This window comes from Enterobacter sp. HK169 (genome assembly GCF_001719105.1).
In the GTDB taxonomy this organism is placed as follows: Bacteria; Pseudomonadota; Gammaproteobacteria; order Enterobacterales; family Enterobacteriaceae; genus Enterobacter; species Enterobacter asburiae_B.
In genome coordinates this window covers 3,612,746-3,626,842 of record NZ_CP017087.1, presented here as the reverse complement: position 1 = coordinate 3,626,842, position 14,097 = coordinate 3,612,746, and the positions used below count along the sequence as shown (strand labels likewise).

The 14,097-nt window shown below is 57.8% G+C and carries 13 protein-coding genes; 4 read left to right on the top strand and 9 right to left on the bottom strand.

Annotation, left to right across the window (positions count from 1 at the left end):
- Positions 1-51 precede the first annotated feature (51 nt).
- Genes creC through creA form a run of 3 tightly spaced genes read right to left on the bottom strand, consistent with a single transcriptional unit; the run spans position 52 to position 2,650 of the window.
- On the bottom strand, positions 52-1,476 hold the full coding sequence (gene creC / locus EnteroDNA1_RS17260; RefSeq protein WP_069303646.1) for a two-component system sensor histidine kinase CreC: 1,425 nt from the start codon (positions 1,474-1,476) through the stop codon (positions 52-54).
- Positions 1,476-2,165, bottom strand: coding sequence for a two-component system response regulator CreB (gene creB, locus EnteroDNA1_RS17255; protein WP_069303645.1), 690 nt, complete (start codon positions 2,163-2,165; stop codon positions 1,476-1,478). Before creB ends, creC begins: the two co-directional genes overlap by 1 nt.
- A gap of 14 nt (positions 2,166-2,179) precedes the next feature.
- Complete coding sequence (creA, locus tag EnteroDNA1_RS17250; protein WP_023334448.1) at positions 2,180-2,650, bottom strand: protein CreA; 471 nt, start codon at positions 2,648-2,650, stop codon at positions 2,180-2,182.
- A gap of 211 nt (positions 2,651-2,861) precedes the next feature.
- Here creA and robA point away from each other — a divergent pair, with 211 nt between their 5' ends.
- On the top strand, positions 2,862-3,731 hold the full coding sequence (gene robA, locus EnteroDNA1_RS17245; protein WP_033144587.1) for an MDR efflux pump AcrAB transcriptional activator RobA: 870 nt from the start codon (positions 2,862-2,864) through the stop codon (positions 3,729-3,731).
- On the opposite strand, the gene gpmB is transcribed toward robA, so the two are convergent.
- Complete coding sequence (gene gpmB, locus EnteroDNA1_RS17240) at positions 3,728-4,375, bottom strand: 2,3-diphosphoglycerate-dependent phosphoglycerate mutase GpmB (protein ID WP_047060202.1); 648 nt, start codon at positions 4,373-4,375, stop codon at positions 3,728-3,730. The genes robA and gpmB overlap by 4 nt on opposite strands.
- Positions 4,376-4,425: 50 nt before the next feature.
- Between gpmB and yjjX the strand changes: the two genes are divergently transcribed.
- Entirely contained in the window at positions 4,426-4,941 is a 516-nt protein-coding gene (yjjX, locus tag EnteroDNA1_RS17235; protein ID WP_023334447.1) for an inosine/xanthosine triphosphatase, read from the top strand.
- Positions 4,942-4,968: 27 nt separating this feature from the next.
- Here the strand turns inward: yjjX and trpR are convergent, their stop codons facing one another.
- Both trpR and sltY read right to left on the bottom strand, forming a co-directional pair.
- Entirely contained in the window at positions 4,969-5,298 is a 330-nt protein-coding gene (gene trpR, locus EnteroDNA1_RS17230; RefSeq protein WP_023310330.1) for a trp operon repressor, read from the bottom strand.
- A gap of 55 nt (positions 5,299-5,353) precedes the next feature.
- On the bottom strand, positions 5,354-7,291 hold the full coding sequence (gene sltY / locus EnteroDNA1_RS17225; RefSeq protein ID WP_033144584.1) for a murein transglycosylase: 1,938 nt from the start codon (positions 7,289-7,291) through the stop codon (positions 5,354-5,356).
- 227 nt (positions 7,292-7,518) lie between these two features.
- On the opposite strand from sltY, the gene ettA reads away from it, so the two are divergent.
- Positions 7,519-9,186: an energy-dependent translational throttle protein EttA gene (gene ettA, locus EnteroDNA1_RS17220; protein WP_047060206.1), complete on the top strand. Its 1,668-nt coding sequence runs from the start codon at positions 7,519-7,521 to the stop codon at positions 9,184-9,186.
- Positions 9,187-9,277: 91 nt separating this feature from the next.
- Here ettA and EnteroDNA1_RS17215 read toward each other — a convergent pair whose 3' ends face one another.
- A complete protein-coding gene (locus tag EnteroDNA1_RS17215) occupies positions 9,278-10,177 on the bottom strand; it encodes a LysR family transcriptional regulator (RefSeq protein WP_039260881.1) in 900 nt (299 codons plus the stop codon).
- A 108-nt stretch (positions 10,178-10,285) separates the two neighbouring features.
- On the opposite strand from EnteroDNA1_RS17215, the gene EnteroDNA1_RS17210 reads away from it, so the two are divergent.
- Positions 10,286-11,287 (top strand): zinc-binding alcohol dehydrogenase family protein, encoded by a 1,002-nt coding sequence (locus tag EnteroDNA1_RS17210; RefSeq protein WP_069303644.1) that lies wholly within the window; start codon positions 10,286-10,288, stop codon positions 11,285-11,287.
- Positions 11,288-11,383: 96 nt separating this feature from the next.
- Here EnteroDNA1_RS17210 and nadR read toward each other — a convergent pair whose 3' ends face one another.
- Positions 11,384-12,616: a multifunctional transcriptional regulator/nicotinamide-nucleotide adenylyltransferase/ribosylnicotinamide kinase NadR gene (nadR, locus tag EnteroDNA1_RS17205; RefSeq protein WP_006810194.1), complete on the bottom strand. Its 1,233-nt coding sequence runs from the start codon at positions 12,614-12,616 to the stop codon at positions 11,384-11,386.
- A 37-nt stretch (positions 12,617-12,653) separates the two neighbouring features.
- On the bottom strand, positions 12,654-14,039 hold the full coding sequence (radA, locus tag EnteroDNA1_RS17200) for a DNA repair protein RadA (protein WP_014068810.1): 1,386 nt from the start codon (positions 14,037-14,039) through the stop codon (positions 12,654-12,656).
- Positions 14,040-14,097 lie beyond the last annotated feature (58 nt).

Genomic DNA, 14,097 nt, shown 5'->3' with positions numbered 1-14,097 from the left:
CTCCTTTATGATGAGGAGAGCGTAACCAGGCCGTGTGGGGTCAGTTTGAAGTTATGTGAAGGGACGGTGAAGTATCAGCGTGGCCATCACGCCACCTTCATCACGATTACGCAATATAATCTCTCCCTGATGCAGACGCGCCACCTCCTGAACAAACGCCAGCCCGAGTCCGCTGCTCTTCAATCCGTTCTCGCGCGGCAGAGAATAAAAGCGTTCAAAAATACGATCCAGCGCGTAATCCGGGATCCCGCTTCCGCTGTCGGTGACGATCAGCTGTATCTGCCCCTGCTCTTCCCGGGCCGCCAGTTCAATGGCGCCGCCCTGCGGCGTAAAACCGATAGCGTTATCCAGTAAATTACCGAGTGCCTGTTCGAGAAGGTCGGGATCGCCTTCAACATGAATCGAAGCGGGCTGAAGGGTCAGTACAATCTCTTTTGCTGCCAACAGCGCCGAGCGCGCGTCGGCAAGACGCGTAAACAGCAGGTCGACACGGACGATCTGAGGCGTAATTTCGACCCGATTTTCAAGACGCGACTGAGTGAGCAGTTTTTCAACCAGCGACTGCATACGCGCGTTTTGCACCAGAATATTATCGATAAACCGCGCGGCCACCTGCGGCGGCGGCTGCTCGGCGAGAATTTCCGCCGCGCCGCGTATGGCGGCGATGGGGCTTTTCAGCTCGTGGGTCAGCGCATGGACATAGTGTTCAATGTAGTTTTTCCCTTCCAGGCGAATGCGCATACTCTCCAGCGCCAATGCCAGCTTGTGCAGTTCGCTACTGCCAGGATTAGGCAGCGGGAGAGGCGTATCCGTGGTCACCGAGTCGGCATAGCGCGATAACGTCGCGATAGATCGATTGATCCACCACGCCACAACGAGGCCAATCAGGAGGGCAATGCCGAGCAGCGCCCCGCCTGCCCACAGGATCCGCCGCTCGCTGCGATGGATAACCGGTGCCATCGCGCTGTTAGGTTTCCCGACCGACAGCACGCCGATAATCTTGCCCTGCTCCACAACCGGCGCGGCAACATACATCACCGTGCTTTCCGGATCGTCGGGATGGCTTTGCGTACTGCGCGCGCCGTATTCGCCGCGAAGCGTCAGCCAGACATCGTTCCAGCGCGAGTAATCTTGACCCATGGCCAGACCGGCGGAATCAAACACGACGCGGCCCTGCGCATCGGTCATGTAGACGTGGTACTCGTTACGCACTTTATGAATCCCGCCGATATTGGCGCGGAAGGGGCGCTGATGAAGCTGAGAAAAGGCCTGCGCCAGTTTACCCTGCTGCGCATGGCCCGAAAGCAAATCATTACGCCCAATTTCAGCCAGCAGGGTCGCGGTATCGATTAACGTGCCCTCGGTTGCCCTGCGCACGCCGGGCTTTACTTCCTGAACAAAGATCGACAGCACAAACCACGCGGCGATGGCCACGATCAGGAAGTACCCCAGCAATAGCCGCATCCCAATGCGCATCAGTAAAGGCCCAGACTGTAGCCCATACCGCGATGGGTGCTGATGGGTGAGAGTTCCTCGTTCACAGCCCGCAGCTTGGCGCGCAGGGTTTTGATGTGGGTGTCCACGGTACGATCGAAGCTGTCGCCGTCTTCACCCCACACCTTGTCCATGAGCTGCTGACGAGAAAAGACCCGCCCGGGGGCCTGCAACAAGGTTTTGAGCAGCAAGAATTCGTAGCGGGTCAGGGGCAATGCTTCCCCGCACCAGCTGATTCGCGCGGCAGGCTCGTTCAGTTCAAACTGCCCGATACGCAACGTTTCTGATGGTGCGACGGATTTCTGCATGCGCCGTAAAATCGTCCGCACCCGGGCGCAGACTTCACGAGGGGAGAAAGGTTTCGCAACGTAGTCATCAGCCCCCATTTCCAGGCCAAGCAGCTTGTCTACCTCATCACTGCGCGCCGTCAGAAACAGCACGGGCAGTGAGGGATGCTGCGCCAGAAGCTGGCGGCAAAGCTCAAATCCACTGATGTCCGGCAGCCCGACGTCCAGAATAGCGAGCGCCGGAACCTGCCGCCGCGCCTCCTCCAGCACGGGTAAACCGCGTTCAAACGCCTTTACCGCGAATCCTTCCTGCTGAAGCATGTAGATCAGCGTATCGGCGATACTGGTTTCGTCTTCAACCAGCCAGACCACAGGTTGTTGCATAGTTCATCCCTGAATTAATGCCACGGCATAATCGGCACCGCGCTGATCGCGTTTTTCGGCGAGCCTTCCACCACTTTGTCAGAGTAGGCAAGGTAAGCCAGGGTGTTGCGTTTGGCATCATAGAAACGCACCACCTGCAGCTTTTTGAACACCAGCGAGGTCCGTTTCTGGAACACCACGTCGCCCTGCGCTTTGCCGTTTTTAATTTTATCACTCAATTCAACTGGCCCCACCTGCTGACAGGAAATCGCCGCATCGGAGGTATCTTCCGCCAGTCCCAGCCCGCCTTTGATACCACCCGTTTTCGCGCGGCTGACGTAGCAGGTGACGTTTTTCACGTCCGGATCGTCAAACGCCTCCACCACGATTTTGTGGTCCGGGCCGAACATTTTGAACACGGTATCGACGGAGCCAATCTGTTCTGCCTGCGCCACACGCCCAACCATCAACATCAACGCGGTGAAGATCAAAGTCTTGTATTTCATATTGTTACCATTCTTTAAAATTACACTGAGCGATTATTCAACACTTTAGACAAAAATGTAGCAAGATCACAGGATTAGAATATATCTGCCTGTAATGTGCTCTAAAAAGCATGAATGCGCAAAAAAAACACTGAATGCTAAAACATCAAAAAATGCTATTATCCGCTAACCTGTTATCAGGCACCTGCTGTTTTAAGGATGAGGATAGTATATGGATCAGGCTGGAATTATTCGCGACCTGCTCACCTGGCTGGAAGGTCATCTCGACCAGCCTTTGTCACTGGATAATGTGGCGGCTAAAGCAGGCTATTCCAAGTGGCATCTGCAAAGGATGTTCAAGGATGTCACCGGTCATGCTATCGGGGCCTATATTCGCGCACGTCGTTTATCAAAATCTGCTGTGGCATTGCGCCTGACCGCGCGGCCTATTCTGGATATTGCCCTGCAATATCGTTTCGATTCACAGCAGACCTTCACCCGCGCCTTCAAAAAACAGTTCTCGTTGACGCCAGCGCTTTATCGTCGCTCGCCTGACTGGAGCTCGTTTGGCATGCGTCCGCCGCTGCGTCTGGGCGAGTTCGCGATGCCAAAATACGAAATTGTCACGTTGCCTGAAACCCATCTGATCGGCACGACACAGAGTTACTCGTGCTCCCTGGAGCAGATTTCAGAGTTCCGTCATCAGATGCGCGTCCAGTTCTGGCGCGACTTCCTGAGCCACGCACCGACGATCCCGCCAATCCTGTATGGCCTCAACGAAACGCACCCAAGCCAGGAAAAAGACGACGAGCAGGAGGTGTTCTACACCACCGCGCTGACGCCAGAGATGGCCAATGGGTATATTCAGGGTTCGAAGCCAGTCGTGCTGGAAGGCGGCGAATACGTGATGTTCGCCTATGAAGGGCTGGGAACGGGGGTTCAGGAGTTTATCCTGACCGTTTACGGAACCTGCATGCCGATGCTGAATCTGAATCGCCGTAAAGGTCAGGACATTGAGCGCTACTACCCGGCGCAGGATGCCAAACCGGAAGAAGGCCCAATCAATCTGCGTATGGAATTCTTGATTCCGATACGTCGTTAACGCTGCAGTTCGTCAAGCGCAGGGGCATCAAGATGCGAAATGTCCCCTGCCATCTCTACTACCCAGCCCGACGCCAGCCACGCGCTTTCCTGATAATCAATCCGGGAAATGGAGCAGTTACGCAGGCGCAAACGGCGCTCAGCGTAAGCCGGTAACCCCAGAATGGTGCTCACCAGGCAACCCAACGCAATCCCGTGACTCACCAGCAGCGGACGGCTTCCCACCGGCAGCTTCAGGCACTCCGCCAGGGCGGCATGCATGCGTACGCTAAGCTCCTGCATGGACTCGCCTTCAGGAATACGGCCATCTTCGGTACCGTTCACCAGCGTGCGGCGCCAGCCCTCCTCCGCTTCCGTCAGCGTATCGATATGGCGTTTCTCCAGCACGCCCATATCCAGCTCGCGCAGGCGCGGCTCCAGCATGACGTCACAGCCGCAGGCATCTGCGATGATGCGCGCCGTCTGCTGTGTGCGACCTAAATCGCTGGTGATCACGTGGGTAATGCCCAGCGTTCTGGCGCGTTCCGCCACCTGCCACGCTTGCTGCACACCCTTCTCAGTGAGAGGACTGTCTGACTGGCCTTGAATACGTCGCTCGGCGTTCCACTGCGTTTCACCGTGGCGAACAAGGTATACCTGTAACATGCTTTTTTTCCGTTATACTGCGATGAGTTTTTTTTGAATCGAGCTTAATTATGCACCATGTTGTCTCTGCTACCACTAATCCTGCCAAAATTCAGGCAATTCTAAGGGCATTTGACGAGATCTTCGGCGCAGGATCCTGCCATATTGAGGCCATCGGCGTCGAGAGTGGCGTACCTGAACAGCCGTTTGGCAGCGAGGAAACGCGCGCTGGCGCACGAAATCGCGTGGCAAACGCTAAGGCCGCGGCACCGAATGCTGACTTTTGGGTAGCGATTGAAGCAGGTATCGACGAAGGCGCAACCTTTAGCTGGGTGGTCATCGAAAGCCGCGAGCAGCGCGGTGAAGCACGTTCGGCCACCCTGCCGCTGCCGGAGATCATTCTGGAAAAAGTCCGTGCGGGTGAAGCGCTCGGGCCGGTGATGTCGCAGTACACCGGCATCGATGAGATTGGCCGTAAAGAAGGGGCGATTGGCGTCTTTACCGCAGGCGCGCTGACGCGTTCAGGCGTTTATCATCAGGCCGTGATTCTGGCCTTAAGCCCGTTCCATAACGCGATTTATCGGTAAGTTTTTTGGCCGGATAAGGCAAAGCCGTCATCCGGCGTTTTTCAGCAATACCGCTTCCAGCCACTGGCGCAGCTCAACCGGGGCCGACTTCAGGCTGTTCGAGCCGCGGGTGATCGTTGCAATACCCGCGCCGAGCTCATTTTTCAGCTCGCGCTGGCTCATCTCTCCGCGCAGCAGCTCTTCAATGATCCGCACGCGTGTGCCCAGCGCCTCACGCTCGTCCGGCGTGAGCATCAGCTGCATAAGGGGTAAATGCAGATCCTGTTCGTAAGACTGACGCAGCAGCTCCACAAAACGAAGCCACTCCAGATGACGTTGTTCGGCCATTGCCGAGGAATACGGGGAATGCTGGGTCATGTTATGCTGCCTCTTGTACTCTTTAGCGAGTACAGCATAACACAACCCACGCCGATCAGTAACGTCTCTGCCACTCGGCATCGCTCATCAGGGTATCTTTCTGCCCCATGAAGTAGCGATAGTAAGCGTCATAGGCCAGCACGTTCTTCACGTAGCCGCGCGTTTCCGAGAACGGGATGCTCTCCACAAACGCTAACGCGTCGATGCGTCCGGCGCTGTTGCCGAGCCAGGTGCGCACGCGCCCAGGACCCGCGTTATACGCCGCAGAAGAGAAGATGCGGTTATTGCCGAACTGCTGATACACGTACTGGAGATAGCTGGTACCGATGTTGATGTTGGTATCCGGATCCAGAAGCTGCGACGGACTGCTGTAGCCCGGAATATTAAACATCTTCACCGTGTGCGTCGCCGTGCCCGGCATAATCTGCATCAGGCCGCTGGCGCCCACCGGGGAACGGACTTTCGGGTTCCACGCGCTCTCCTGACGGGCAATCGCCATCGCGTAGCTTTGCGGGATATCTTTGCCGCTGGTGTAGCGATCGAACAGATCTTTGTACGCCAGCGGGAAACGCTCTTCCAGATGATCCCAAAGCTTGCCGGCGATCGTCGCCTGCACGCTGAGATCCCACCAGTGATTATCAAACGCATAGCGGGCAAGCTGGGCTTTCTCATCGGTGGTGCGGCTGGTCACCAGATTCGCCCACTCGCTGCGCGCGGTGTTATCCATATTCCAGTACATCAGCTCGCGAACGCGCGCCATTTCTGGCCCCTGCGTCAGTGCCGGGTTCGCGTTAGCGGGCGCTTTATCTATACGGAAAGTGTATTCTTCGCCCAGACGCTGCGCGGCAGCCATTGGGTAAAACCCGCGCTGCTGCATCAGCGAATGGAGGATCTCTTTGGCCTCATCATCACGGCCGCGCTCCATCAGCAGATCGGCCTGCCAGTATCGCCATTCGTCTTTCTCTTTGGCCTCCATGGGCAACCGCGCGAGCCAGGTATTCAGCCCACGACGATCGCCCGTGCCCAGCGCCATGCGCACGCGGCGTTCCACCAGCGACGTAGAATTCGAACGCATAATCGCATCGTCACGCCAGCGCGCCTGTTCATCGGTCACATCGGTGCCCATCAGTCGCCACGCCACGATGTCGCGCAGCTCCTGGGTTTGCTCCTCATTGAGCTGCTGCGCCTGCACCAGCTGCGGGATCATCAGCCGCGCGTTTTCCACATCGTCACGCGCCACGCTGGCAAAGGCCACCGCCGCCATCTGGCGGGTAAAATCGGTCGCGCCCGTACTGCGGGCAAAGGTCAGGACGCTGTTTGGATCGTTAGCCAGCGAGATAACCGCCGTGGAGATCGTCTGGTAATCGGACGGCATCTGCCCCGCCAGCGTGGTCACCAGACGCGTGTTACCGGCTTTCATCGCCAGACGGATGCGTTCAAGGTAGGAGAGCGGATCCTGCTTGCCGGAAGCACGCCACGCGCTAAACAGAGAATCACAGGCGTTCGGCTGGTTTTTTCCGGTCAGCCAGAGCTCTTTCGCTCCGGCCCAGGCCTCTTCCTGCTGGCCGGTCGCCCATTTTGCGTAGTAATAGTTACACTGGGCTTCGGTGGCGTTCGGCTTTTCCGGGCTAAACGCCAGCAGTCCGCGCCAGTCTTCGCGACGCGCCAGCTCATTCACAAAACGAGACTGGAGATTTCGGGCTGGCGGCAGGGTTGGGTTCGCCTGAATGAAGTTATTCACGGTGACGGTAGGCTGGTTCATCAGATCGTCGGTTATCTGGCGATACTCCAGATACGGATACAGCGGATAATCCTTTAGCGTCGGCATCAGCGCCTGCACGGTATCCATCTGCTTGTTGTCCCACGCCTGTTTAATCTGGGCGTAGCGGTTACGTTGTTCATCCAGTGAATCGGCATGCACCGCCTGGCTTACCGCCATTACGCATACGCTGGCAGCCAGCAGACGCCAGACCACCCGTTTGGCTTTTTCCACAAGCTCTTCCTCATTGTTTTTTCGTCAATTGCAGCGTCTTGCCACGTCAAAGTCTAATTAACTTATGCTAACCAGGCATCCTTCAACGCGCCACGTCATGGACACTTTTTTACCTTTCTTGCGCGTTTTAACACTCCCGACGTTCCTGGCTGGGATTAGGACGTGAAAAAGGCTACACTTCGAGGCTGAAATTCCTTCTCATTACGATAAAAGAGGCGAAGTCCAACGTGGCTCAATTCGTTTATACCATGCATCGTGTCGGCAAAGTTGTCCCGCCGAAACGTCATATTCTTAAAAATATCTCGCTGAGCTTCTTCCCGGGCGCAAAAATCGGTGTTCTGGGTCTCAACGGTGCCGGTAAGTCCACCCTGCTGCGCATCATGGCCGGCATTGATACAGACATCGAAGGTGAAGCCCGTCCGCAGCCTGGCATCAAGATTGGTTACCTGCCGCAGGAACCTCAGCTGAACCCGGAACACACCGTTCGCGAATCCGTTGAAGAAGCGGTATCCGAAGTGGTTAACGCGCTGAAAGGTCTGGATGAAGTGTATGCCAAATACGCCGAGCCGGATGCGGACTTCGACAAGCTGGCCGCGCAACAGGGCAAGTATGAAGAGATCATCCAGGCGCACGACGGTCACAACCTGAACGTGCAGCTGGAGCGCGCGGCTGATGCCCTGCGTCTGCCGGACTGGGATGCGAAAATCGCGAACCTCTCCGGGGGTGAACGCCGCCGCGTGGCGCTGTGCCGCCTGCTGCTGGAAAAACCAGACATGCTGCTGCTCGACGAACCGACTAACCACCTGGATGCAGAATCCGTGGCGTGGCTGGAGCGCTTCCTGCACGACTTCGAAGGCACCGTTGTGGCGATTACCCACGACCGTTACTTCCTCGACAACGTCGCCGGCTGGATCCTGGAGCTGGACCGCGGTGAAGGTATTCCGTGGGAAGGCAACTACTCTTCCTGGCTGGAGCAGAAAGATCAGCGTCTGGCGCAGGAAGCTTCTCAGGAAGCGGCGCGTCGTAAGTCTATCGAGAAAGAGCTGGAGTGGGTTCGTCAGGGCGCGAAAGGCCGTCAGTCTAAGGGCAAAGCCCGTCTGGCACGCTTCGAAGAGCTGAACAACACCGAATACCAGAAACGTAACGAAACCAACGAACTGTTTATTCCACCTGGAGCACGTCTGGGGGATAAAGTGGTTGAAGTGACCAACCTGCGTAAATCCTACGGCGACCGTCTGCTGATCGACGACCTGACCTTCTCCGTACCGAAAGGCGCTATCGTCGGGATCATCGGTCCGAACGGCGCGGGTAAATCGACCCTGTTCCGCATGATGTCCGGTCAGGAACAGCCTGACAGCGGCTCTATCACCCTGGGTGAAACCGTGAAGCTGGCCTCCGTTGACCAGTTCCGTGACGCAATGGATAACAGCAAAACCGTGTGGGAAGAAGTGTCCGGCGGTCTGGATATCATGCGTATCGGCAACACCGAGATGCCAAGCCGCGCCTATGTTGGCCGCTTTAACTTCAAAGGCACCGACCAGGGCAAACGCGTGGGCGAGCTGTCCGGCGGTGAGCGCGGTCGTCTGCACCTGGCGAAGCTGCTGCAGGTGGGCGGTAACGTTCTGCTGCTCGATGAACCAACAAACGACCTGGATATCGAAACCCTGCGCGCGCTGGAAAACGCCCTGCTGGAGTTCCCGGGCTGCGCGATGGTTATCTCGCACGACCGCTGGTTCCTGGACCGTATCGCGACCCACATCCTGGACTATCAGGACGAAGGTAAGGTGGAGTTCTTCGAAGGTAACTTCACCGAATACGAAGAGTACAAGAAACGCACGCTGGGCGCCGACGCGCTGGAGCCGAAGCGTATTAAGTACAAGCGTATTTCGAAATAAAAGCAAAACGGCAACCTCGGTTGCCGTTTTTTATGTTTGTACCCTCTCCCCGTGGGAGAGGGCCAGGGTGAGGGCATCAGGCCGCACAAAATCACCCACCCACGTAATACCGCTTCACCTCGTCAAACTGCATCGCAAAGTCGATATAGCTCATCAGCGCAGGCGAATTCAGCTTGCGGCTTGGGTAGGCCAGCCACAGATCGTTACCTTCAACATTCCACTCCGGCAGCACCTGAACCAGCGCCCCTTTTTCAATTTTATCTTCTACCAGGAAGGCGGGAAGCAGAGTGATCCCCGCACCGGCAATCGCACACTCGCGGGCGTAGACCAGATTATCGGTCATGTGCGCGTTATCCGGCAGGTAGCGGTAATCCTCGCTCTCGCTTCGCAGAAGCCACTCCGACCACGCCCGGTGCGTAATGCAGCGGTGCTCCACCAGCTGACGGGGATGCGTCAGCGGCTCCCGACGCGCCAGATAGTCCGGCGAGGCCAGCATGTAGCGCGGGCAGTGCCCGATCATCCGGCCAATCAGGGAGGAGTCCTGCGGCTTGCCGGTACGCAGCGCTACGTCAAAACCGGCCTCGACCAGATCCACCACGTCATCAGAGATCGACACATCCAGCGACACGTCAGGATAGCGAAGCTGAAACTCGGCATTCATGTGCGCCAGCAGCGTCGCCCCAATTCCCGCCGGACAGGTGATCCGCAGCCGCCCGCTCGGGTTTTCGCGCAGCCGCTGAATGGCGTACTCGGCCCGCTCGCTGGCCGCCAGCATCTCGCGACAGTGCACCAGATAGTGCTCGCCCGCAAACGTGAGGCTGATCCTGCGCGTGGTGCGGTTCAGAAGGCGGATCCCCACCTGCTGCTCCAGCTGGCTAATTCGCTGGCTAACGCTGGATTTCGGCAGTTCGGCTTTCTGCGCGGCAGCGGTAAAGCTGCCCATCTCCGCCACCAGCGCGAACAGCGCCATATCCTGCAGCTGTTTAAACATGATTGTTCATCCTGTACGAACGCTGAGTTCTTGATTGTCCATCTTATCATGCAGCTGGCCACTTAATAGACTAGCCTCAACAAAACGCATGCCATTGAGGAACACACCATGTCTGTTAAAGCTATTGCCGTTAACCCAGAAAATCCGTCCACCTTCATTGAAATCACCCCGCCAATGCCGCGGCCCGGCGAGCACGATCTGCTGGTAGAGGTGAAGGCCGTCTCCGTTAACCCGGTCGATACCAAAGTCCACGCGGGCATCGCTAAAAACGGGCTGAACGAGCCGCGCATCCTCGGCTGGGATGCCAGCGGGATCGTCAAAGCGGTGGGGGCTGGCGTGACCGGATTTAAACCGGGTGACGAGGTCTGGTACGCGGGCGATATCACCCGCCCGGGCAGCAACACCACGCACCAGCTGATCGACGCGCGGATTGTCGGGCGCAAGCCTGACAGCCTCAGCTGGGCGGCTGCCGCTGCACTGCCGTTGACCGCGCTCACCGCGTGGGAAGGTCTGTTTGAACGCCTGAACATTCAGGATGCCGGGGCGGAAAAAACGCTGCTGATCATCGGCGGCGCGGGCGGCGTGGGATCGCTGGCGATCCCCTTTGCGAAGCACAACAGCAAGGTGAAGATCGTCGCAACGGCTTCACGAGAAGATTCCGCCCGGTGGTGCCGCGATCGCGGGGCTGATATTGTCGTCAACTACCGCGATCTGAAAGGCGAGCTGGCGAAACAGGGGCTCACCTTTGTGGATTACATTTTCATCCTCAACGACACCGACGGGCACTGGGATGCGGTCAGCGAACTGATTGCGCCGCAGGGGCATATCTGTTCCATCGTTGAAAATGAACATCCGCTGAACCAGGACAAGCTGAAGTCCAAATCCGCCGCCCTGCACTGGGAGTTTATGTACACCCGCAGCATGTACCAGACCGCGGATATGGCGCGTCAGGGTGAGATCCTCAATGAGGTGGCAAAGCTGGTGGATAACGGCGTGGTGGAAAGTTCGCTCAGTGAAACGCTGCACGGGCTGAGCGTGGAAAGCATTACCGAGGCGCACCGTAAAGTGCTGGAGGGACATATGCGTGGGAAAGTGGTGATTGAGTTCTGAGTGGCTTGATGCCCTCACCCCGGCCCTCTCCCACAGGGAGAGGGAGGTTAAAGTCCCCTCTCCCTTTGGGAGAGGGTTAGGGTGAGGGGTAAGTTTTTACCCCTGCTCCCCCATCATCTCCTTCACCAGCTCGACGCAGCGCAGGAAGCGGGAGTCGTAGTCAGACTCTTCCACATGGACAAACTCAACGTTGTTTTCGTTGAGCATCTCCACCAGCATGGACTGGAATTCCCGCCTGTCCACGGAGCTGCCGAGGCTGCGCATGCCGTCAGCGACCCACGGGGTGTTGTTCTCCAGCAGGATCACCAGGTCAAAGCGGTATTCGTCAATCAGCGCCTGCACGAACGGGTGCTCGCGCCCTTCGTATTTTTTACAGAACGCCTGTGTGGTCACGAAATCGGTATCGATAAACGCCACTTTGTTGGCGTATTTGACCGCAAAATCAATGTACTGGGCATGACCGAGCGCGATTTTGTCGTAATCGGAATATTGCAGCGCCATCTCGTCGCCGCCAAGGTGCGAGAAGACATAATCGCGGCCGTACTCCCACGCGCTGGTGGTATTGAAGATGTTCGCCAGCTTGTTGACCAGCGTCGATTTCCCGCTCGACTCGCCGCCCAGGATCGCGACGGTACGCACGAAGAACGGCTTCACTTCGGTCGGAATGTAATCCCAGTAGCGGAACGGGTTTTCGCGGATCTGCGCCCCGCTGATGTTCATAAAGGTGCGTTTCGGGTCGATCAGCACCGTCTCGATGCCCAGATGCTCGCGGAACTGCGGCGCGTCGGACTCTTCAGAGGTGTAGATCCAGTTAGGTGCAATGCCCTTCTCTTCCATAAACGCTTTGATGCCGTTGCTCCACACGTCCCAGCCGTGCGGATACGGCTCCATGCCCTCTTCGTTAAAGGCATGAATACGAATATTTTTCTGGTACTTAAAGGTCTGGAGCAGCCAGCGCAGGCGATCCGGCACGGTCGGCTGCTGCGACATGGCGCTGTCTTCAAACAGCTGACGGTCGCGGGTTTCGTCGTAGCCCATGATGATGTGCAGCTCGTCAACCTGGCTACAGGCGCGCTGGATCAGATAGATATGTCCGGTATGCAGGGGGTAAAACTTGCCGAACACCACGCCGATGTTCTTTTGCATACGCGGGAACTCCAGCCCCAGAAAGCGGTGCAGCGCTTCCAGCTTCTGCGCGCTGGGGCTTTTGATTTTGGCGTTCAGCAGCTGGCTCAGGTAGCCTTTGGTCATGCCGCTGGCGTCCGCCACCTGCTGCAGCGTGCAGCCCTTCTGGCGGATTGCGGTCTTGATGTAGTCAAATGATGACATAAATTACGGTGCCTCCTGCAAAATCAAATTTACGTAATTATAAGTCGTCAAAGACATTTAACGCATCTGCGAGTTTTTTCACGCCAAATACCTGCATCCCTTCCGGGATCTTTTTCGGCACGTTGGCGGCTGGAACTATCGCCCGGCGGAAACCGTGTTTTGCCGCCTCGGAGATACGCTCCTGGCCGCTGGGTACCGGACGGATTTCCCCGGCGAGGCCCACTTCGCCGAAGACCACCAGGTCCTGCGGCAGCGGCCTGTCGCGCAGGCTGGAGACCATCGCCAGCAGCAGCGCCAGGTCTGCGCTGGTCTCCGTGACTTTGACGCCGCCGACCACGTTAACGAAGACGTCCTGATCCGCCATCTGCAGCCCGCCGTGACGGTGCAGCACCGCCAGCAGGATCGCCAGACGGTTCTGTTCCAGACCGACCGCCACGCGCCGCGGGTTTCCCATCATCGACACGTCCACCAGCGCCTGAATTTCAACAAGCAGCGGGCGCGTTCCTTCCCATAGCACCATCACCGAGCTGCCGGAGGTGATCTCATCGCCGCGGCTCAGGAAGATGGCCGAGGGATTGCTGACTTCGCGCAGCCCCTGTTCGGTCATGGCAAACACGCCCAGTTCATTCACCGCCCCAAAGCGGTTCTTGTGGCTGCGCAGGGTACGGAAACGGGAATCCGCGTCGCCGTCGAGCATCACGGAGCAGTCGATACAGTGTTCAAGCACCTTCGGTCCGGCCAGCGAGCCGTCTTTGGTCACGTGGCCGACCATCACAATCGCCACGCCGCGCGTTTTGGCAAAGCGCGTCAGGTAAGCCGCGGTTTCACGCACCTGCGCGACGCTGCCCGGCGAGGACTGAATGTCCGCCATGTGCATCACCTGGATGGAGTCGATCACCATCAGCTTCGGCTGCTCTTCTTCGGCAATCATGCAGATCTGCTCGATGCTGGTTTCGGAGAGCATGTTCAGGTTGCCGGTCGGCAGGCCCAGACGGTGCGCGCGCATCGCCACCTGCTGCAGAGACTCTTCGCCCGTGACGTACAGGGTTTTCATCTGTTCGGCAAGCTTGCAGAGCGTTTGCAGCAGCAGGGTCGATTTACCCGCGCCCGGGTTACCGCCGATCAGGATCGCGCTGCCCGGTACCACGCCGCCGCCGAGCACGCGGTCAAACTCTTTGAACCCGGTGGAGAAGCGCGGCAGCTCTTCGAGGCTGATGTCCGAAAGTTTTTGCACCTTCGCCACGCCCGCGTTACCGGCATAGCCGCTCAGGCGCTCATTGCGCGCCACGCTCGGCGAAGCCGCCACACCACGCACTTCGGTGATGGTGTTCCAGGCATGACAGGCGCTGCATTGCCCCTGCCAGCGCGGATAATCCGCACCACATTCATTACAGACAAATGCGCGTTTTGGAGCTTTCGCCACGGTTTACCTCGTTATTTCTGTGCGGCCTGCGTGCCGGGTGGCGCTTACGCTTACCCGG